Raw genomic sequence first — 17,899 nt, forward strand, 5'->3', positions numbered from 1 at the left:
ATGCCGCGTTACTTCACCGATGAACACGAATGGATCGATGTCGAGGGCGACAGCGCCACCGTCGGCATCACCGAATATGCCCAGGACCAGCTGGGCGACATCGTCTTCGTGGAACTGCCCACGGTCGGCGACACGGTCGAAAAGGGCAAGGAAGCCGCCGTGGTCGAATCCGTCAAGGCGGCGAGCGACGTCTACGCGCCGATCTCGGGCGAAGTGACCGAGATCAATTCCACGCTCGAGGACGAACCGGGCCTCGTCAATTCCTCTCCGGAAGAGGACGGCTGGTTCTTCCGCGTCAACGTCTCCGACGAAGGCGAGTTCGAAGGGCTGATGGACGAGGACGCCTACAAGGAATTTCTCGCCAACCTTTGAGGCTGCGGCTTCGTAGCTTCGTGCGCTTCGCCCACCTCTCCACCAACAGGGCCTGAAACCATGCGTTACCTTCCTCTCACCGACACCGACCGCAGCGAAATGCTGGCCAAGATCGGCGCGAAATCGATCGACGACCTGTTCGTCGACGTGCCCGCGGTCGCCCAGCTCGACGGGCCGATCCACGACCTGCCGATGCACGCCAGCGAGATGGCGGTCGAACGCCACATGAAGGCCCGCGCGGCGAAGAATCTCGCGGCGGGCGATGCGCCCTTCTTCCTCGGCGCAGGCGCCTATCGCCACCACGTGCCCGCGACGGTGGACACGGTGATCCAGCGCGGCGAGTTCCTGACCGCCTACACGCCCTACCAGCCGGAAATCGCGCAGGGCACGCTGCAGATGCTGTTCGAGTTCCAGACGCAGGTCGCGCGGCTTTACGGCTGCGCGGTGGCGAACGCCTCGCTCTACGACGGGTCGACCGCGTGCTGGGAAGCGGTGGCGATGGCGACCCGCGTGACGAAGAGGAAGCGCGCGGTGCTGTCGGGCTCGCTCCACCCGCATTACGCGCAGGTGGTCAAGACCATGGCCCAGTTCACCGGCGACGAGATCGCGGACGCGCAGCCCGCGATCACTCCGGAAGTCGATCTCGACGGCCTGATCGCGCGGATCGACGAGGACACGGCCTGCGTCGTGGTGCAATATCCCGACATCCTCGGGCGCGTGTGCGACCTCTCGAAAGTGGCCGAGGCGGCGCATGAAAAGGGCGCTCTGCTGGTCGCGGTCAACACCGAGCCGGTGGCGCTGGGCGCGCTCAAGTCGCCCGGCGAGATGGGCGCGGACATCGTCGTGGGCGAGGGCCAGTCGATCGGCGTCGGCCTGCAGTTCGGTGGGCCTTACCTCGGCCTCTTTGCCGTGCGCGATCCCAAGCACGTGCGCCAGATGCCGGGCCGGCTGTGCGGCGAGACGGTGGACGCGGCAGGGCGGCGCGGCTTCGTCCTGACGCTGTCCACCCGCGAACAGCACATCCGGCGCGAGAAGGCGACGAGCAACATCTGCACCAATTCCGGCCTGTGCGCGCTCGCCTTCAACGTCCACATGACTCTGCTCGGTGAAAAGGGCCTGCGCGAACTGGCGGCGGAAAACCACCGCCTCGCCTGCCTCGCCGCCGACCGGCTGGCGAAGGTTCCCGGCGTCGAAGTGCTCAACAATTCGTTCTTCAACGAATTCACCCTGATGCTCGGCGGCAAGCCTGCGCGCGAAATCGTGCGCGACCTTGCCGACAGGGGCGTGCTCGGCGGCGTGTCGCTGGGCCGGCTCTATCCCGGCGTCGAGGCTCTGGAACACGCGCTGCTCGTCGCCGTGACCGAGATGACGACCGAAGAGGACATCGAAACGCTCGCGAGCGAACTCGAAACACTGGTCAAGGAGACCGACTGATGAACGCGCCCAACAAGTCCGGATGGAAGCCCGCGATGGAAGTCGCCGAGGACGGGATGCATAATGGTCCCGCGACGACGACCGGCAACCGCGCGCTGATGCTGGAAGAACCGCTGCTGTTCGAAATCGGCCATGCCGAGACGACCGGCGTCGACCTTCCCGAAGTCGATCCCGAAGCGCCCAATCGCCTCGGCGGGTTCGAGCGGGCCGAGCCGATCGGCCTCGTCGGCCTGACCGAGCCGGAAACCGTGCGCCACTACACGCGCCTGTCGCGGCAGAACTACGGCATCGACCTCGGCTTCTTCCCGCTCGGTTCGTGCACGATGAAGCACAACCCGCGCCTCAACGAAAAGGTTGCGCGCCTGCCCGGTTTCGCCGACATCCACCCGCTCGCCCCACAGGCCACCGTGCAGGGCGCGCTTCAGGTGATCCATGAACTGGGCGAATGGCTGTGCAAGCTGACCGGGATGCCCGGCGTCGCGATGAGCCCCAAGGCGGGCGCGCATGGCGAGCTGTGCGGCATCCTCGCGATCCGCGCCGCGCACGAAGCGCGCGGCGACGCGCGCGAGGTCGTACTCGTCCCCGAAAGCGCGCACGGCACCAATCCCGCGACCGCCGCCTTCGCCGGATACCGGGTGGAAGACATCCCCGCGACCGCCGAGGGCCGGGTCGATCTTGCCAAGATCAAGGAGCGGCTCGGGCCGGACGTCGCCGCGGTGATGATCACCAATCCCAACACCTGCGGCCTGTTCGAAAAGGACTTCCGCGAAATCGCCGATGCGGTCCACGAGGCGGGCGGCTACGTCTATTGCGACGGGGCCAATTTTAACGCGATCGTCGGCCGGGTGCGCCCCGGCGATCTCGGCGTCGATGCGATGCACATCAACCTGCACAAGACCTTCTCCACCCCGCATGGCGGCGGCGGTCCCGGCTCCGGCCCGGTGGTCTTTTCGGAAGCGCTGGCTCCTTACGCCCCGCTGCCCTTCGTCAAGAAGCAGGGCGAGGACTATTACCTCGTCGAGGAGGAAAACCGCGAGGAGCGCGGGCCTTCGTTCGGCCGGATGACCGCCTTCCACGGGCAGATGGGGATGTTCACCCGCGCGCTGACCTATATGCTCTCCCACGGTGCGGACGGGCTGAAGCAGGTCGCCGAGGACGCGGTGCTGAACGCGAACTACATCCTCAGGAGCATGGAGGACATCCTCCACGCACCCTTCGCCGACAGCGGCCCGTGTATGCACGAGGCCCTGTTCGGGGACAGGGACTTCGGCGGCGACCTCTCGACGCTCGACCTTGCCAAGGGGCTGATCGACGAGGGCTTCCACCCGATGACGGTCTATTTCCCGCTGGTGGTCCACGGCGCCATGCTGGTCGAGCCGACCGAGACCGAGAGCAAGGCGAACATGGACCAGTTCATCGCCGCCTTCCGCAGCCTCGTCGAACGCGCGCGCGCCGGGGACGAGACGCTCAAGCACGCGCCCTACTATGCGCCGCGCCGCCGTCTCGACGAAACGACCGCGGCGAGGAAGCCGAAACTGAGCTGGACCGAAGACGCGTAAGGCTTACGGGCGGGGCCGGGCGTCCTCCGGCTCCGCCTCCTCGCCTTCCGCCATCGCCTCGCCCCCCACGGCCTCACCGACAAGGATGCGGATTTCCTTGAGGTTTAGGATCGCGACGTAAAAGCCGATCACGGCAAGGCTGCTCGCCCCCAGCACGGCGAAGGCCGCGCCCTTGGCCCCGTTCCAGTCGATCGCCACGTCGAGCAGCACCAGCGAAAGCACGGTCGGCACCGCGCGCACGATGAAGGCCGTGCCTGCGCGCCCCGCCGAAACGAGCAGCGATTCAAGGCTCGCGCCCACCAGTTCGACCGCGCCTGCAATGCTGAGAATGACCATCGCCCAGTAATAGGCGCTGAAATCCTCCTCCGCGATGGTCGCCAGCGCCCAGCGCCCGCCCAGCAGCGCCGCGACCACGGCGATCACGCCCGCGATCACCGCGATGTTCGCCATGCGCCGCGCGATCGACAGCGCGTTCTCCTCGTCGTGGACGAGCTCGGGCAGGATCGCCTTGGAGATCGTCTGGGCGAGCGTCACCAGCGCCTGCCCCAGCTGCGCCGCGACGCGAAAGCCTCCCGCCAACGCCGCCCCGCCGAACGTCCCGACCAAGAGCACGATCACCTGCTTGCCCGCGATGTTGAGCGAGCCCGACATATTGGTCGACCACACGAAGCGCCAGGCATCCGGGTGGCGCGCGGGAATGCGGGTGAGGCTGAGAGCGGAGAGGTCTATCGGCGCATCGCGCGTCGCGACGATCCATAGCGCGGCGGCGACCGCGACTTCGGCGGCGGCCCAGGCGAGGATGAAGCCGAGCACGTCGGGCATCATGAACCACGCCAGCACCGCCCCGCCGGCGCGGATCGCGGGCTGCACCGCCTCGGCCGCGGTCGCACTCGCATAGCGGAAACGCAGCCGCAAAAGCCCCGTCGGCGTGGTGCGGATCGCGGCCAATGAAACGACGCAATAGCCGAAAGCGACCCACAACAGGTCTTGCGGAAGCGGCAGCCACAAGGGCGCGCTCCATACAAGCAGCGCCGCCGCCGCGGTCCCCATGACCACCGAAAGCAGGTCCAGCGCGATGGCGAAGCCCGTCGCCTCGCCCGCGCGCGCCGGGTCCATCACCGGCTCGCCCTCGGCGTCGCGCCCCTTCGCCCCCCAGCGCACGATGAACTGCCACGTCTGGAAATTGGCGAGGCCGGTGACCGTCTGCCCCAGCGCGACGATGATCGCGAAATGGCCGAAGCTTTCGATCCCCAGCGCATTGGTGGCGAGGTAGATGTAGACGAGGCTCATCGCCGCGTTGAAGCCGCGCCCGCCGAGGAGCCAGCCGATATTGGCGAAGAGGCGCTTCATCGCATCCTGCTCTTGTCGTGCGCGCGGGGCTACGCCGCGGGAGCGCTCCCGCTCCGGTCCCCTTCACGGCGCTTCAGGATCTTCTCGGTCACGCCGAGCGTGCGCTCCTCGTCGACATCGATCGCGTAATGCCCGTCGGACAGCACCACGGGGACCAGCTTGAACCCGAAGCGGCGCGAGATCTGGGCGAACAGCTTTTCCTTCGTCCCCCAGCCGAGCCGGAAGCGGATCAGGTTGACGAGGCCGAACGCCTTGATGATGCGGCTGGGGTATTTCATGAACTGCCCGCCCTCGCGCATGATCTCGGCCGCCGACAGCGCCTCGCGGCTGCCGATCCAGTACATGTTGCAGTTGGAATAGCCGCCGTCGGAAAACTCGTAGAACCGCTTCTGCCCGACCGGGTCGGCTTCCTGCACCGCTTCGCGCGTGGCGAGCCCGGCGGCGCCCTGCGCGTCTTCGGCGAGGCACTTGGCGATGAATTCGCGGTAGCCTTCGGGGGTGACGAGGCAATTATCGGCGGTCGTGATGAGGAGCGGGAAATCCACCCCTTGCGCGCCCGACAGGACCGAATCGACGATGTTGAACCTGCCTTCGGCGAAAGCGAGGCGGCCTTCCTCCATCAGAGCGGCGATCAGCGGGATCGCGGCGATCTCGTCCGGTTCGTGCGCGACGATACGGATCGCGGCGACCTCGGGGCAGGCGGCGACCGCGGCGACGACGCGCTCGATCATCGGCACGCCGTTGACCGGCACGACCGCCTTCTGCGCGACGCCCGCCGCCTCGGCGAGGGGATCGAGCGCGCCCGAACGCTTGCCCGCCATGACGAGTGCGGTGACGGGGGCGGTGATCTTGGTGTGAGTGGCCATTGCGGAGCGCGCCTTAGACCGGGCGGGCGGGGTTGCCAAGCGACAGGCGCGCACCTTGTGCCTGTTCCCCGCGCGCGGCAGGGTCGGGGCCATGAAGATCGTGTTTTCGCGCAAGGGCTTCGACAGCAGCGCCGGGGGCGGGCCGTCCCCGATCGTGGCCACCAATGACGAATGGGGCCGCCCGGTCAGCCTGCCGATCCCTGCAGGCGCGGCGAGCGTCACGACCTATGGCGACCTCGGCCTCGGCGAGCACGCCGCGCGGGCGAGCCGGGGGAAGCTCGGGGCGGGGGACAAGTGCCATCACGACCCGATGTTCACCGAGGACGGCGAGTGCCTGTTCGGCCAGTGCGGCGCGGCGCAGACCCATCTCGAGCGGCAGGGCGTGGGCGTGGGTGACGTGTTCGTCTTCTTCGGGCTTTTCGCGGAGCAGGGGGGCGGCGAGCCGCATCACCGCATCTTCGGCTATCTCAAGGTCGAGGAGATCGTCCCGCTTGCGCCCGGCGCCCCGGCGGAGCTGGTCGAAAGGGGCCACCCCCACGCGCTCGCCTTGCACGCGCGGAACGACTGCATCTGGCGGGGCGAGGGGCGCGTTGCGACGCGCGCGAGCGAGGCGCTGCGCCTCACCGTGCCGGGCGGCCCGCCCAGCCTGTGGCGCCGCCCGGACTGGCTGAAGCGCGGGGGGCTGTCCTACCACGACCGGGCGGATCGCTGGTTGCGCGCCAAGAACGGACAGCGGCGGTTGAGGGCGGTGTCGCGCGGGCAGGAATTCGTCGCCGATGTCGGGCGACGACGTGCCCCGCGCGAATGGCTCGAAGCCGTGATCGCCGCAATCAGAGCGTCCTGATGATGCCTGAGAAATCCACCCCGCCGTGCTCTTCGGCAAAGGCTTCGTAGATCGCCTTGGCGTGGGAGCCGAGCTCGGCTTTCGCACCCGCTTTCTCCGCCGCTTCGATCGCTAGGCGCAGGTCCTTGACCATCAGCGCGGCGGCAAAGCCAGGGGCGTATTCGCGGTCCGCCGGGCTTTCCGGGCCGACGCCGGGGACCGGGCAATAGCTCGTCATCGACCAGCACTGGCCCGAGGACACGCTCGAGATGTCGTAGAAGGTCTGCGCGTCGAGCCCCAGCTTTTCGGCCATGGCGAAGGCTTCGGCCGTGCCGATCATCTGGATCGCGAGCAGCATGTTGTTGCAGATCTTCGCCGCTTGTCCGTTGCCCGCGTCGCCTGCGTGGATCACGGCCTTGCCCATCGCCTCGAGGATCGGCTTGGCGCGTCCGAACGCCTTGTCCGACCCGCCGACCATGAAGGTGAGCGTGCCCGCATTGGCCGCCGCGATCCCGCCGGAGACGGGCGCATCGACCATGTCGTATCCGTGCGCCTCGGTCACTTCGATGACTTCGCGCGCGGTGGCGACGTCGATGGTCGAGCAGTCGAGCATCACCGCGCCTTCGGGCGCATGGCCGATGACGTCGTCCCAATAGACCTGTTTCACGATTTGGCCGTTGGGCAGCATGGTGACGACCGCTTCGGCCTCCGCGCAGGCTTCCTTGGCGGTGTCGAAGGTTTCGCACCCCGCGTCCTTCGCCGCGGCGAGCGCGGTTTCGCTGAGGTCGAAGGCGCGCACCTCGTGCCCCGCCTTCACAAGGTTGGCGGCCATCCCGCCGCCCATGTTGCCGAGGCCTATGAAGGCGATTTTCATAGCTAGTCTCCGATCAGATTAGGAACGAGGCGATTCCGATGAGAATGAGGATGATGCCGAACACCAATAGCTGCTTGCCGAAAGCGAATTTCTCCATTCGTTTCCAGCCGATGGGCTGACCTTTCTTGTCGAACCCGACCATTGTAAGGAAAAAGGTCTGCTCGATGTCGTCCTCTTCCTCGGAACCTTGATCGTTAATCCAGCCGATCAGAGCCATCAGAGCACCTGCCGGAATTAAGAACCAACCGAGCACGCTAGCGCCCCTTCCAATTCCCCTCGCGCTTCTCGATGAACGCCGCCATGCCCTCGGCCTTGTCCTCGCTGGCGGTGAGGATTTGGAAGATGCGGCGTTCCACGATCAGCCCCTGGTCGAGCGTCATCTCGAAGGCGGAGTTCACCATCTCCTTGTTCGCGATCACCGCCATCGGCGGCATCGAGGCGATGGTGGCGGCGGTCTTGAGCGTCTCGGCAAGCAGATCGTCATGCGGCACGACCTTCGCGACGAGGTTCGCGCGTTCGGCTTCCTCCGCGCCCATCATCCGGCCGGTGAGGCACATTTCCATCGATTTCGACTTGCCGATCGCGCGGGTGAGCCGCTGCGAGCCGCCCATGCCGGGCGCGACGCCGAGCTTGATCTCGGGCTGGCCGAATTTCGCGTTTTCGCTCGCAATGATGAAATCCGCCATCATCGCCAGTTCGCACCCGCCGCCGAGCGCAAAGCCGTTGACCGCCGCGATCCACGGCTTGCGGGTCTTCTTGACGATCTCGCTCGTCCACGGGCTGAAGAAATCGTCGAGGTAGAAATCGGCCGCCGCCTTGTCGTGCATCTCCTTGATGTCCGCGCCCGCGGCGAAAGCCTTGTCGCCGCTGCCCGTCAGCACCGCGCACAGCTGGCTCTCGTCGGACTGGTAGTCGGCGAAAGCCTCGATCAGTTCGGCGAGCACCTGCGTGTTGAGCGCGTTCAGCGCCTTGGGCCGGTTGAGCGTCATCAGGGTGACGCCCTTCGACCCTTGCGCGTCCTTTTCGACCGTTATCGTTTCAAAGCTCATAGCGGTTTCCATTCCTCTTCAGGCGGGAGGGGGGCGAAGATCGCGTCGAGCAATTCCTCGCTCACGCCCTCGGGGGTTGCGGGGTCCCACTTGGGGTCGTTCGTCTTGTCCACGATCACCGCGCGCACGCCTTCGGCGAAGTCGGGGCGCAGCAGCACGCGGCTCGCGATGCGGTATTCCATGCGCATATTGTCGGCGAAGTCGGTCAGCTCGCTGGACGCGGCGATCTGGCGCAGCGCGACCTTGCAGGTCTGCGGGCTTTTCGTGCCGAGTGTGTCGCGCTCCTTCAGCGCCCAGTCGTCGCCCGCATCCGCCGCCTTGTCGAGGCTGGCGAGGATGTCCTCGTAGGTGTCGGAGGCGAAATGCTTGGCGATCTTGTCGGCATTGCCCTTGATCTTGGCCTCGGGCGGTGTGCCGGTGGGTTCGGAGAGGATCCCTGCGATCCGGTCGGGATGCTGGGCGATGCGCGCCTTGATGTCCTCGAGCAGGGCGTGCTCGACGTAATGCGTCGCGATGCCGGTCCACAGGCATTCCGATCCGTCGAGCCGCGCGCCGGTCAGCGCGAGGAACTGGCCGATCCGTCCGCCGATGCGCGCGAGATACCAGCCGCCGCCGACATCGGGGAACAGGCCGATCCCCGATTCGGGCATGGCGAAGCGCGTGTTCTCGGTCGCGACGCGGAACTTGGCGGGCTGCGAAATGCCCACGCCGCCGCCCATCGTGATGCCGTCCATGAAGGCGACGATGGGCTTGGCGTAGGTGAACATCTGGTGGTTCAATTGGTATTCGTCGTGGAAGAACCTGCGCCCCGAAACGCCGCCGTCGTTGAGCGCCGAATCGCGCAGCATGGCGATGTCCCCGCCCGCGCAGAAGCCGCGCCCCTCGGCATGGTCGAGGATCACCGCCTCGACCTCGTCGTCGTTCTCCCATTCGCTGAGCGCCGCGCTCATCGCGTGGCACATTTCCAGAGTCAGGGCGTGGATCGCCTTGGGGCGATTGAGCGAGATATGGCCGACGCGGCCCGTTTTCCTCGTGAGGACTTGGTCTGTCATTCCTGTTCTTTCGCTTCGATGAGGTCCCAGCGATTGCCGAAGGGGTCCTGAAATACGGCGACGAGGCCATAGGGCTCGTGGCGGGGTTCCTCTTCGAACACCACGCCCGATGCTGTAAAGCGTGCATTGCTTTCCGCAAAACTGTCGGTTTGGAGGAAGAACCCGACGCGCCCGCCCGCCTGCCGGCCGATGGCGGCGGCTTCGGTGTCGTTCTTGGCGCGGGCCAGCAGCAGCCGCCCGCCGCCCGGAGCCTCGATGACGACCCAGCGTTTCCCGCCGCCCATGTCGGTGTCCTCGACGAGCGCAAAGCCGAGCGCGCCGACATAGAATTCGAGCGCGGCGTCGTATTCGGGCACGATGAGCGTGGTCATGGTGAAGGCGAGGGTGGTCACTCGAACACCTCGGCGAGCGGCGCGACGGGCTGCCTCGGGGGATTGCGATACCACGCGATGAACCAGAAGGTCATGGCCGAGGCTACCGACGGCGCAGCCAGAGCGAACCAGGCCCATAGCTCACCGTTGCTGCCGAACCATTCCAGCAGGCCAATGACGAGCGCCGAGCAGGCGATTCCGGCGAGAAGGAAAACCCACCACGGCCCCTTGCCCCATCGCTCGGTCGCAAGGATTGTCGGCACCGCGACCGGGGCCGCGACCGTCGCTCCGAGGGCGGCAACGAAGACGGGAAGGATCGCGAGGAAGAAGGGCGACCCGCCGCCGTCGCGGAGGGCGACGATCGCAATAAAGGCAACACCGCCCGCCAGCGAGGCGGCGAGGTAGGCGAGCAGGAGGAGCGGCACGCGTCTCACTCGCGCCCGCGCTCCGGGACGACCTCCGGGGAGCGATGACGCAGTGCACGCATCCGGATGGACCGCTCGCTATCCCTCACTGCCGCAGCAGGTCCCGCCCGACGACCATCCGCATGATCTGGTTCGTCCCTTCGAGGATCGAATGGACGCGCAGGTCGCGCCAGAACCGCTCCACCGGGTAGTCCTGCAGGTAGCCGTAGCCGCCGTGGAGCTGCAGCGCGCGGTCGACGATGGCCGAGCCGCTGTCGGTCGCAAGCCGCTTCGCCATGGCGGAAAAGCGCGTCTTGTCGGGCGCGTTGTCGGTGACTTTCGCCGCCGCAAGATACAGGAGAGCGCGCGCGGCCTCGAGGTCGGTCGCCATGTCGGCGAGCGTGAACTGCGTGTTCTGGAACTCGGCGACCGGCTGGCCGAACTGGGTGCGCTCCTTGGTATAACGGATCGCCTCGTCGAGGCAGCGCTGCGCTCCGCCAAGCGAACACGCGCCGATGTTGAGCCGCCCGCCGTCGAGCCCCTGCATCGCGATGCGGAAGCCTTCGCCCTCGCCGCCGACGACGTTCTCGGCAGGCACGCGCACGTCCTCTAGGATCAATTGCGCGGTCGGCTGCGAGTGCCAGCCCAGCTTCTTCTCGTTCGCGCCGAAACTGACGCCGGGCATATCCTTCTCGATCACCATGCAGGTGATGCCCTTCGGCCCGTCCTCGCCGGTGCGGACCATGGCGACATAGACCTCGTTCTCGCCCGCGCCGGAAATGAACTGCTTGGTGCCGTTCAGGACATAGTCGTCGCCGTCCTTCCTCGCCGTGGTCTTGAGCGCGGCGGCGTCGGAGCCGCTCGAAGGCTCGGTCAGGCAGTAGCTCGCGATGTGTTCCATCGTGATGAGCTGGGGGAGATACTTGTCCTTGACGCGCTGGCTGCCGAAGCGGTCGATCATCCACGCGGCCATGTTGTGGATCGAGATGAAGGCGCTGGTCGAGGGGCAGCCATAGGCCATCGCCTCCATGATGAGCGCGGCTTCCAACCGCCCGAGGCCGATCCCGCCCGATTCTTCCGAGACGTAGATCGCGCCGAAGCCGAGTTCGGCGCTTTGCGTGATGACGTCGCGCGGGAAGATGTGCTTTTCATCCCATTCGGCGGCGTTGGGGGTGATGTTGTCGGCGGTGAAGCGGCGGGCGACCTCCTGGATCGCGAGCTGGTCTTCGGTGAGCTGGAACTGTCCTGTCATGGCCCATGCCCTTAGCGAGCGCGCGGGGGGAGGGGAAGGGCGCGCGGCGCGCGTGGCCTTGCAGTTTTTGCTAGCGCTTGCGCGGCTTGCTTGCGACACACGGGGGCATGGCCAGAGACGACGCTTCCGAACCCGCCGCCCGCCTGATTTTCGTCTACAATGCGGACAGCGGGGTGTGGCCTTGGATCGAAGGCATGGCGCAGAAACTGTTCGCGCCGGAGCGCTATCCCTGCTCGCTGTGCCTGCTCACCTACGGGCGGCTGATGATGTATTCGGACTGGCGCCGCTTCGTGTTCCGCCTGCCGCTGGAAAAGGTCTTCCTCCACCGCGACGAGGCGGCGAGGAAGGGGCTGTCGGCGGAATGGCCCGCGGTGCTGCTCGACACCGGGCGGGGGGAGCCGATCGTGCTGGTTTCGGCGGCGGAGTTGAACGCCATGCAACACAGGCAGGCGCTGATGGCGCTCTTGTTGGAGCGCTTGAAGGAAACCGGCGTGCTCGCGCGGTAGGATCGGCCCTCGGCGGTTCCAACAGCCGAAAACGCAAGGGCGTCAGGGGGTATGACCGACGCGCACTTGCACGGCCCGCACGAAAAGGGGTCAGTCGAGGATCGCCTCGGCTTCGATCTCGACCTTCCATTCGGGGCGGCACAGCCACGCGACGCCCGCCATGGTCGCTGCCGGGGGATGCGCGCCGAAGAAGCGAGCATGGACCGCGCCGACCGCGTCCTGCTCCGCCGGGTCGGTCAGCAGCATCCGGGTGCGCACGACGTGCCGGGCCGAGCCGCCGAGCTGCTCGATCGCGGCCACGATCAGGGTGAGGCAGCGCTCGGCCTGCGCGGCGGCATCGCCCGGCGTGGTGGTCCCGTCCGGCTCGATCGGCCCGGTCCCGGCGACGACGATCCGCTCGCCCGTCCGCACCGCGCGGCAGAAGCCGAAGGCGCTTTCGTAGGGCGAGCCGGAGGTGGCTCTTTGCCGGCTGCTCATCCGCAGGTGATCGCCTCTATGACCATGTCGTCGTCGTAGCGCACGTTCACCCGGTCGACCCGATAGTCCATCGTCCACGCGCTGCGCGGCGGCCCCCAGCGCAGGGTGCGCGCGCCGGTTTCGGAGAGGATGCGCTCCCCGATTTCGGGGGTGGCCTTCTCGCCGACAAGGTTCTGTACGGGACCGGCATCGCAGACCATTTGCCCGGGCTCGACCGGGTTCGGGTTCGGGGCTGGTGCAGGGGCAGGCTCGGCCATGGCGCAGCCCGCGGCGGCGAGGGCGGCAGGGGCGGCAAGGGCAACAGGGACAAGGCGGTGCATCATGCTCTCCTCTCGCCCCGGTATTGCCACGCAGGCGGCATCCCCGGCAAGGGTGTCCGCCTGCCGGTCACCCCATGGTCGGGATGACGAAGGCGTTGGACCCGTCACCGCCACCATCGGGCCAGCGCTGGGTGACCTTCTTCTTCTTCGTCCAGAAGGCGTATCCTTCGGTCCCGTACTGGTCGATGTCACCGAAGCCCGACCGCTTCCACCCGCCGAAGGAATGGTAGGCGACCGGCACCGGGATCGGCACGTTGATGCCGACCATGCCGACGTTCACCCGGTTCGCGAACTCGCGCGCGGCGTGGCCGTTGCGGGTGAACAGCGCGACGCCGTTGCCGTATTGGTGCTCGGACGGCAGGCGCAGCGCTTCCTCGAAATCCCTGGCCCGCACGATCTGGAGCACGGGGCCGAAGATCTCCTCCTGGTAGCTCTTCATCTGCGGGGTGACGCGGTCGATCAGGGTCGGTCCGACAAAGAAGCCGTCCTCGTGCCCCTGCAGGCTGAACCCGCGCCCGTCGATGACGATTTCCGCGCCTTCCGCTTCCGCAGTGTCCACCCACTGCTCGATCCGCGCCTTGTGTTCGGGCGTGACGACGGGGCCGTAATTGGCATCCGGGTCGGTCGAGACGCCGATCCTCAGCGCATGGATCGCGGGAATGAGCTTTTCCTTGAGCCGCTCGGCCGTGTCCTCGCCCACCGGGACCACGACGGGCAGCGCCATGCAGCGTTCGCCCGCCGAGCCGAAGGCCGCGCCCGCAAGGTCGTTCACCACCTGGTCGAGATCGGCATCGGGCATGACGACGCCGTGGTTCTTCGCCCCGCCGAAAGCCTGCACGCGCTTGGCCCGCTTGCAGCCTTCGGAATAGATGTAATGCGCGATGTCGGAGGACCCGACGAAGCTGATCGCGGGGATGTCGGGATGCTCGATGATCGCATCGACCATCTCCTTGTCGCCGTGGACGACCTGCAGCAGCCCCTCGGGCGCGCCCGCTTCGAGGAAGAGCTCGGCGAGCCGCACCGGCACGCTCGGGTCGCGCTCGGAAGGCTTGAGGATGAAGGCATTGCCCGCCGCGATCGCCATGCCGAACATCCACATCGGGATCATCGCGGGGAAGTTGAACGGGGTGATCCCCGCCCCGATGCCGAGCGGCTGGCGCAGCGAATAGACGTCGATGCCGGGGCCTGCCCCTTGCGTATATTCACCCTTGGAAATCTGGGGCACGCCGCAGGCATATTCGATCACTTCAAGACCGCGCTGGACGTCGCCCTTGGCATCGTCGACGACCTTGCCGTGCTCGCTCGACAGCAGTTCGGCGAGTTCCTGCATATTGGCCTCGACCAGTTCCTTGAACTTGAACAGCACCCGCGCGCGCTTCTGCGGATTGGTCGCGGCCCATTCCGGCTGGACCTTTTTCGCGGTCTCCACCGCGCGGTCGAGCAGCGCGGCATCGCCGAGCGCGACCTCGGCCTGGACCTCGCCGGTCGAGGGATTCCAGACCTTGTGCTTGCGGGTGGGGGCGGGGCTTTCGCCGACGATGAAATGGTCGATCTGGCGCATGGGGTGAGTCTCTTCCTGTGCGGTTCTGTCCTTGGCGGGCCAAATGCAACCCTGCCGCGCCGCTGGCAAGGGCAAGCGGCCTCTCCAAAGTGGCAGCGGGCCCATGCCGAAGGGCCGTGCGGGCGGATAAACCGGCGAACCGGTCAGGGGCCGCGATAGGGCACGGCGGGCAGGGCGGGCAGGTTGTCGAGATTCCCGCGCCGGCGGCGTTCGGCGATCAGGCTCCGGATGCCCGGATCGGCAAAAAGCGCGTGGTAGCGCGGGTGCGCGCGGACCGCTTCGGGCCATTCCTCGCGCGGGGTGTCGAGGAAATCCACCAGCCACCGGCGCATCATGCCGGGCCTGCGGAAATAGCCGCTGAGCCGGTCGAGCCCCGCCTCGTATTGCCCGAATTCGCCGAGATACATCCCCTCGTGGATCGTATCGCCGTATTCGGACAGGGGGAGCGGGTTGGGGCTCCCGTCCCGTATCGCCATGAGGACCGGGAAATACTTGTCGCTGACCGATTCGGGCAGGCCGATCGCGGTCATACGCTCGCGCACGCGCGGCACGTCGCGGTCGTAAAGTTCGGCCTTCCCGGCATAGGCGAGGGCGTGCAGCCAGTACGCCGACGTCACGGTGCAATAGACGCATTCGCCCGCGAATGTGCGGACCGCGGAATAATTGCCCGTGGCGAGCAGGCTTTCGGCGTAGCGATGGCGGGTCGGCCCATGGGCCGGATCGAGGTCGAGCGCGGTGCGATAGGCCGCGATCGCCGCCTCGTGCTCGCCGATCTCCGCCAGTGTCCGGGCATGGAAATGATGGGCGAGGCCAATCTCCGGCGCTTCGCCGGTGATGGCCTCGAACTCCAGCAGGGCCGCAGCGATGTCGCCCCCATAGACCGCCGGCAACCGCGCCCGCACAATCCGTGCGAGAAGGTTTTCACCGTCGAGCGCGAGCGCGGTCGCGATCGCCTTGGCCGCGATGGCCTGCCTCTTTTCGGCTTCGTACCCGGAGATGATCGCAAGCGCGCGCCCGGCATGGGCATCGGCGAAATCGGGATCGATCCGGCTCGCGCGGGTGAAATCGTCGAAGGCGTCCTGCTTGTTGCGGATGTCGCCCACGAGACTCTTCTGCAGCCCCTCCTGGAAGGCGGCATAGGCTTGCGGGTCCACTCCGTCGGGCGAGGGCATGGGAAGCGATCCGACACCGGCGTAGACCTGCAGGGCGCTGACCAGGGCTTCGAGCGCAAGGTCGCCGAGGGTGGGACGCGAGATCGCGTCGGTGAATCGGTCGCGCCACAAGATCGTCCCGCTCCCCGCCTCGACCAGCGCAAGGTCGAGGAAGGTCTGGTCGAGCGCCGTGCCGACTTCGCCGATGACGAGATGGGTCGCGCCGAGCGACTGTGCGAGTTCGGCCTGGGTCCGCGTCGTCTCGGCCGCCTCGGTAACGCGCGGGCCCGGCACGAGGGCCATGCGTTCGATGAGGGCGAGATGGCCCGACATGGTCCGCGACAGGTCGGTCGCGAACTGCCGCACATCCTCGCCGTCGGTCTCGGCGGTTTCGAAGGGCAGCACGGCGAGCGTGACCTTGCTTGCCGCCCCTCCGGTATCGCCGGACGTCGGCGCGCCGAGGAAAGCGTAGAGGCCAAGGGCCAGCGCGACGACGACCGCCAGCACCGCTGCCGCGAGCGGCCAGCGCCGCCGTCCTGCCTCCGGCGCTTTTTCCGCCGGTGTCGCTTTTTGCGTCGCCGGCGCCGCCTTCGCCGGAACGGGGCCGGGCTCGGCGGCGGCAGGAGCGGCTTTCGCTTCGCCGCCTGCCGGTTCGCCGCGCGCGGCGTGCCCTTCGTGCAGGCAATAGCCGACGCCGCGAATGGTCTCGAGCAACGCCGCGTCCTCGCCCAGCGCCTTGCGCAGCGAGGCGATGTGGACCTGCAGCGCGTTCTCCTCGACGATCGTGTCGGGCCAGACTGCCGCGAGCAGTTCGTCCTTCGTCACGACCTCGCCCCGGCGGCGGGCGAGAACCGTCACGATCCCGAGCGCGCGGGGGCCGATCGCGACTCGCTCGCCGTCCTTCAGCAGCTGGCGATCCGGCTGCAGGATGTGGGATCCGATCGCTTGCTGGTCCATCGCCCGCCCGTTCAGACTTTCGCTCGCCTTAAGCTTATGCCGCCTCCTCTCGCCCTGTCACCCCCGGCGAAGATTTCAGGAAGGGAAAACAGGACGGCGCGGTCAATCGAGTGATCCTGTAAATCGCTGATACCGCGTGATTAATTCGCACACCTTCAGGAAAACAACAGGTTTCAGGCGCTCTTCACGCAAGCTTCACCGGAACGCCAAGGATCGAATTGGGGGGCTGGCCTAGTCCTTGGGTCGTCGCCGGGACACAGCGCCGCACAGCACAGCGCATCGCTCCGGGGCAGGACACAGGCAAACGCACGACCACACAGGAGACTATCGATGTTCAAGACCCTTTACGCCGCCGCCGCTCTCGCCACCCTCGCCGTCGCGGCCCCCGCCAGCGCCAAGGAAGAAGCGGTGAGCGTCACCGTCAGCTTCGCCGGCCTCGACATTGCGAGCAAGGACGGCTTCGCCGCGTTCGAGCAGCGCATCGACACCGCGATCGACCGCGCCTGCCGCATCAACGGGCGCCGCACCCTCGCCGAAATGCGCGCGGTCCGCGACTGCAAGGCGAGCATGACCACGAGCGCCGAACTCGCGGTGGCCGAACTGCTCGCATCGCCCGAACGCTTCGCCTCGGCGAACGAAATCACCCTTCGCGGCTGATCTTCACGTCCCCGAAGACCAACCCGCGAGAAACGGGAAGGGCGGCGCCAAAGCGGATGGCGTCGCCCTTTCTTTCGTCTGCGGCAAGTCGCGCCTGACGCGCGGCCCGGGTCACAGCAGCGCCGGTTTCGCCAGCATCCAAAGCGCCATGCCGATCATGAAGAGGTTTTCGGTCAGCGAGACGAAGCCCAATGGCACATTGCTGTCCCCGCCGACACAGGCGCACTTGAGTTCGCGCTTTTCGACATAGACCGCCTTGAACACGCTGACAGCGCCGATGGTGCCGATCGTGAGCGCGAGCGGGATCGAGACGATGTCGAGCACGTGCGCGGTCATCAGGAGCCCCGCCAGCCCCTCGGCGTGCGGATAGACATAGCCATAGGGCACCCAGCGCTTCGCCAGCAGGTCGTAATTGAGGAACATGGTCGAGAAGCTCTCGACATCGCGCAGCTTGAGGTAGGCGAGGCCGACCATCGAGAAGCTGACGAACCATTCCGCGGCAAGGAGCGAGAACGCCGCGCCGGTCGCGACATAAGCCGCACCCGCCGCCATCAGCGCCATCAGCGCGAACAGCGCGATCACGGGGCGGTAGGTCGTCCCCTCGGTCTTCGCGGGCTTGCCGAAATGCGCGGCGAGATCGGTGTAACCGCCGATCCGCTCTCTCCCGATGAACGCCTGCGGAGTGGTCTTGACGCCGTGCTCGGCCTTGAAGGCGTCGGTTTCGGCGCGGGTCGTGAGGTGGTGGTCCTCGACCGCATAGCCCTCGCGTTCGAGCAGCCATTTCGACTTGATGCCGTAGGGGCAGACATGGCCCGGCATGACCATGCGGTAGAGTTTGGCGGTGCGGGGCTGTTTCATTGTGAA

Annotated in this window: 20 protein-coding genes; 6 read left to right on the forward strand and 14 right to left on the reverse strand. The window is 67.1% G+C overall.

The annotated features are described in order from the left end of the window. From gcvH to gcvPB, 3 genes are read left to right on the forward strand one after another with little or no spacing between them, the layout of a single operon-like run. Window positions 1-372 (forward strand): glycine cleavage system protein GcvH, encoded by a 372-nt coding sequence (gcvH, locus tag G9473_RS15860; RefSeq protein WP_291134762.1) that lies wholly within the window; start codon window positions 1-3, stop codon window positions 370-372. A 60-nt stretch (window positions 373-432) separates the two neighbouring features. After that, complete coding sequence (gene gcvPA, locus G9473_RS15865) at window positions 433-1,806, forward strand: aminomethyl-transferring glycine dehydrogenase subunit GcvPA (protein WP_291134764.1); 1,374 nt, start codon at window positions 433-435, stop codon at window positions 1,804-1,806. 35 nt (window positions 1,807-1,841) lie between these two features. Further along, on the forward strand, window positions 1,842-3,365 hold the full coding sequence (gene gcvPB, locus G9473_RS15870) for an aminomethyl-transferring glycine dehydrogenase subunit GcvPB (protein WP_291138542.1): 1,524 nt from the start codon (window positions 1,842-1,844) through the stop codon (window positions 3,363-3,365). Between the two features lie 3 nt (window positions 3,366-3,368). On the opposite strand, the gene G9473_RS15875 is transcribed toward gcvPB, so the two are convergent. After that, entirely contained in the window at window positions 3,369-4,715 is a 1,347-nt protein-coding gene (locus G9473_RS15875; RefSeq protein WP_291134765.1) for a lipopolysaccharide biosynthesis protein, read from the reverse strand. Between the two features lie 29 nt (window positions 4,716-4,744). Beyond that, window positions 4,745-5,581 carry an NTP transferase domain-containing protein gene (locus G9473_RS15880; RefSeq protein ID WP_291134767.1) on the reverse strand — a complete coding sequence of 279 codons (837 nt, stop codon included), beginning with the start codon at window positions 5,579-5,581 and terminating at the stop codon, window positions 4,745-4,747. Between the two features lie 91 nt (window positions 5,582-5,672). Here G9473_RS15880 and G9473_RS15885 point away from each other — a divergent pair, with 91 nt between their 5' ends. After that, entirely contained in the window at window positions 5,673-6,425 is a 753-nt protein-coding gene (locus G9473_RS15885) for a hypothetical protein (protein WP_291134769.1), read from the forward strand. Here the strand turns inward: G9473_RS15885 and mmsB are convergent. From mmsB to G9473_RS15920, 7 genes are all read right to left on the reverse strand, one after another. Beyond that, window positions 6,412-7,278, reverse strand: a complete 867-nt coding sequence (gene mmsB / locus G9473_RS15890) for a 3-hydroxyisobutyrate dehydrogenase (RefSeq protein WP_291134771.1) — start codon at window positions 7,276-7,278, stop codon at window positions 6,412-6,414. The genes G9473_RS15885 and mmsB overlap by 14 nt on opposite strands. Window positions 7,279-7,291: 13 nt before the next feature. Beyond that, window positions 7,292-7,531 carry a hypothetical protein gene (locus G9473_RS15895; protein ID WP_291134773.1) on the reverse strand — a complete coding sequence of 80 codons (240 nt, stop codon included), beginning with the start codon at window positions 7,529-7,531 and terminating at the stop codon, window positions 7,292-7,294. Between the two features lies 1 nt (window position 7,532). Continuing rightward, a complete protein-coding gene (locus G9473_RS15900; RefSeq protein ID WP_291134775.1) occupies window positions 7,533-8,327 on the reverse strand; it encodes an enoyl-CoA hydratase-related protein in 795 nt (264 codons plus the stop codon). Next, window positions 8,324-9,379 carry an enoyl-CoA hydratase/isomerase family protein gene (locus G9473_RS15905; RefSeq protein ID WP_291134777.1) on the reverse strand — a complete coding sequence of 352 codons (1,056 nt, stop codon included), beginning with the start codon at window positions 9,377-9,379 and terminating at the stop codon, window positions 8,324-8,326. The genes G9473_RS15900 and G9473_RS15905 overlap by 4 nt, the downstream gene beginning before the upstream one ends. Further along, on the reverse strand, window positions 9,376-9,750 hold the full coding sequence (locus tag G9473_RS15910; RefSeq protein WP_367159826.1) for a VOC family protein: 375 nt from the start codon (window positions 9,748-9,750) through the stop codon (window positions 9,376-9,378). The genes G9473_RS15905 and G9473_RS15910 overlap by 4 nt, the downstream gene beginning before the upstream one ends. Before the next feature lie 17 nt (window positions 9,751-9,767). Next, window positions 9,768-10,184, reverse strand: a complete 417-nt coding sequence (locus tag G9473_RS15915) for a hypothetical protein (RefSeq protein WP_291134781.1) — start codon at window positions 10,182-10,184, stop codon at window positions 9,768-9,770. A gap of 76 nt (window positions 10,185-10,260) precedes the next feature. Continuing rightward, window positions 10,261-11,406 carry an acyl-CoA dehydrogenase family protein gene (locus tag G9473_RS15920; protein ID WP_291134783.1) on the reverse strand — a complete coding sequence of 382 codons (1,146 nt, stop codon included), beginning with the start codon at window positions 11,404-11,406 and terminating at the stop codon, window positions 10,261-10,263. Window positions 11,407-11,513: 107 nt separating this feature from the next. On the opposite strand from G9473_RS15920, the gene G9473_RS15925 reads away from it, so the two are divergent. Continuing rightward, the gene (locus G9473_RS15925; RefSeq protein ID WP_291134785.1) at window positions 11,514-11,912 is read left to right on the forward strand and encodes a hypothetical protein; all 399 of its coding nucleotides are present in this window, start codon (window positions 11,514-11,516) and stop codon (window positions 11,910-11,912) included. Between the two features lie 90 nt (window positions 11,913-12,002). Here G9473_RS15925 and G9473_RS15930 read toward each other — a convergent pair whose 3' ends face one another. The 4 genes from G9473_RS15930 to G9473_RS15945 form a co-directional block, all read right to left on the reverse strand. Beyond that, on the reverse strand, window positions 12,003-12,389 hold the full coding sequence (locus G9473_RS15930; RefSeq protein WP_291134787.1) for a RidA family protein: 387 nt from the start codon (window positions 12,387-12,389) through the stop codon (window positions 12,003-12,005). Beyond that, window positions 12,386-12,646 carry an I78 family peptidase inhibitor gene (locus tag G9473_RS15935; RefSeq protein ID WP_291134789.1) on the reverse strand — a complete coding sequence of 87 codons (261 nt, stop codon included), beginning with the start codon at window positions 12,644-12,646 and terminating at the stop codon, window positions 12,386-12,388. The genes G9473_RS15930 and G9473_RS15935 overlap by 4 nt, the downstream gene beginning before the upstream one ends. A 130-nt stretch (window positions 12,647-12,776) precedes the next feature. Beyond that, window positions 12,777-14,270, reverse strand: coding sequence for a CoA-acylating methylmalonate-semialdehyde dehydrogenase (locus G9473_RS15940; RefSeq protein ID WP_291134791.1), 1,494 nt, complete (start codon window positions 14,268-14,270; stop codon window positions 12,777-12,779). 143 nt (window positions 14,271-14,413) lie between these two features. Next, window positions 14,414-16,378, reverse strand: a complete 1,965-nt coding sequence (locus G9473_RS15945) for a winged helix-turn-helix domain-containing protein (RefSeq protein ID WP_291134793.1) — start codon at window positions 16,376-16,378, stop codon at window positions 14,414-14,416. 330 nt (window positions 16,379-16,708) lie between these two features. Between G9473_RS15945 and G9473_RS15950 the strand changes: the two genes are divergently transcribed. Further along, entirely contained in the window at window positions 16,709-17,035 is a 327-nt protein-coding gene (locus G9473_RS15950; protein ID WP_291134795.1) for a UrcA family protein, read from the forward strand. Between the two features lie 111 nt (window positions 17,036-17,146). On the opposite strand, the gene G9473_RS15955 is transcribed toward G9473_RS15950, so the two are convergent. Then, window positions 17,147-17,893: a glutaredoxin gene (locus G9473_RS15955; RefSeq protein ID WP_291134797.1), complete on the reverse strand. Its 747-nt coding sequence runs from the start codon at window positions 17,891-17,893 to the stop codon at window positions 17,147-17,149. Window positions 17,894-17,899 lie beyond the last annotated feature (6 nt).

Origin of the sequence: Erythrobacter sp. (genome assembly GCF_011765465.1) — a bacterium.
Lineage (GTDB): Bacteria > Pseudomonadota > Alphaproteobacteria > Sphingomonadales > Sphingomonadaceae > Erythrobacter.

Excerpts from the sequence above, each read along its gene's own strand:
- gcvH (WP_291134762.1), top strand. The coding sequence starts at position 1 with ATGCCGCGTTACTTCACCGATGAACACGAATGGATCGATGTCGAGGGC.
- gcvPA (WP_291134764.1), top strand. The coding sequence starts at position 433 with ATGCGTTACCTTCCTCTCACCGACACCGACCGCAGCGAAATGCTGGCC.
- gcvPB (WP_291138542.1), top strand. The coding sequence starts at position 1,842 with ATGGAAGTCGCCGAGGACGGGATGCATAATGGTCCCGCGACGACGACC.
- G9473_RS15875 (WP_291134765.1), bottom strand. The coding sequence starts at position 4,715 with ATGAAGCGCCTCTTCGCCAATATCGGCTGGCTCCTCGGCGGGCGCGGC.
- G9473_RS15880 (WP_291134767.1), bottom strand. The coding sequence starts at position 5,581 with ATGGCCACTCACACCAAGATCACCGCCCCCGTCACCGCACTCGTCATG.
- G9473_RS15885 (WP_291134769.1), top strand. The coding sequence starts at position 5,673 with ATGAAGATCGTGTTTTCGCGCAAGGGCTTCGACAGCAGCGCCGGGGGC.
- mmsB (WP_291134771.1), bottom strand. The coding sequence starts at position 7,278 with ATGAAAATCGCCTTCATAGGCCTCGGCAACATGGGCGGCGGGATGGCC.
- G9473_RS15900 (WP_291134775.1), bottom strand. The coding sequence starts at position 8,327 with ATGAGCTTTGAAACGATAACGGTCGAAAAGGACGCGCAAGGGTCGAAG.
- G9473_RS15905 (WP_291134777.1), bottom strand. The coding sequence starts at position 9,379 with ATGACAGACCAAGTCCTCACGAGGAAAACGGGCCGCGTCGGCCATATC.
- G9473_RS15910 (WP_367159826.1), bottom strand. The coding sequence starts at position 9,750 with ATGACCACGCTCATCGTGCCCGAATACGACGCCGCGCTCGAATTCTAT.
- G9473_RS15920 (WP_291134783.1), bottom strand. The coding sequence starts at position 11,406 with ATGACAGGACAGTTCCAGCTCACCGAAGACCAGCTCGCGATCCAGGAG.
- G9473_RS15925 (WP_291134785.1), top strand. The coding sequence starts at position 11,514 with ATGGCCAGAGACGACGCTTCCGAACCCGCCGCCCGCCTGATTTTCGTC.
- G9473_RS15930 (WP_291134787.1), bottom strand. The coding sequence starts at position 12,389 with ATGAGCAGCCGGCAAAGAGCCACCTCCGGCTCGCCCTACGAAAGCGCC.
- G9473_RS15935 (WP_291134789.1), bottom strand. The coding sequence starts at position 12,646 with ATGGCCGAGCCTGCCCCTGCACCAGCCCCGAACCCGAACCCGGTCGAG.
- G9473_RS15940 (WP_291134791.1), bottom strand. The coding sequence starts at position 14,270 with ATGCGCCAGATCGACCATTTCATCGTCGGCGAAAGCCCCGCCCCCACC.
- G9473_RS15945 (WP_291134793.1), bottom strand. The coding sequence starts at position 16,378 with ATGGACCAGCAAGCGATCGGATCCCACATCCTGCAGCCGGATCGCCAG.
- G9473_RS15950 (WP_291134795.1), top strand. The coding sequence starts at position 16,709 with ATGTTCAAGACCCTTTACGCCGCCGCCGCTCTCGCCACCCTCGCCGTC.
- G9473_RS15955 (WP_291134797.1), bottom strand. The coding sequence starts at position 17,893 with ATGAAACAGCCCCGCACCGCCAAACTCTACCGCATGGTCATGCCGGGC.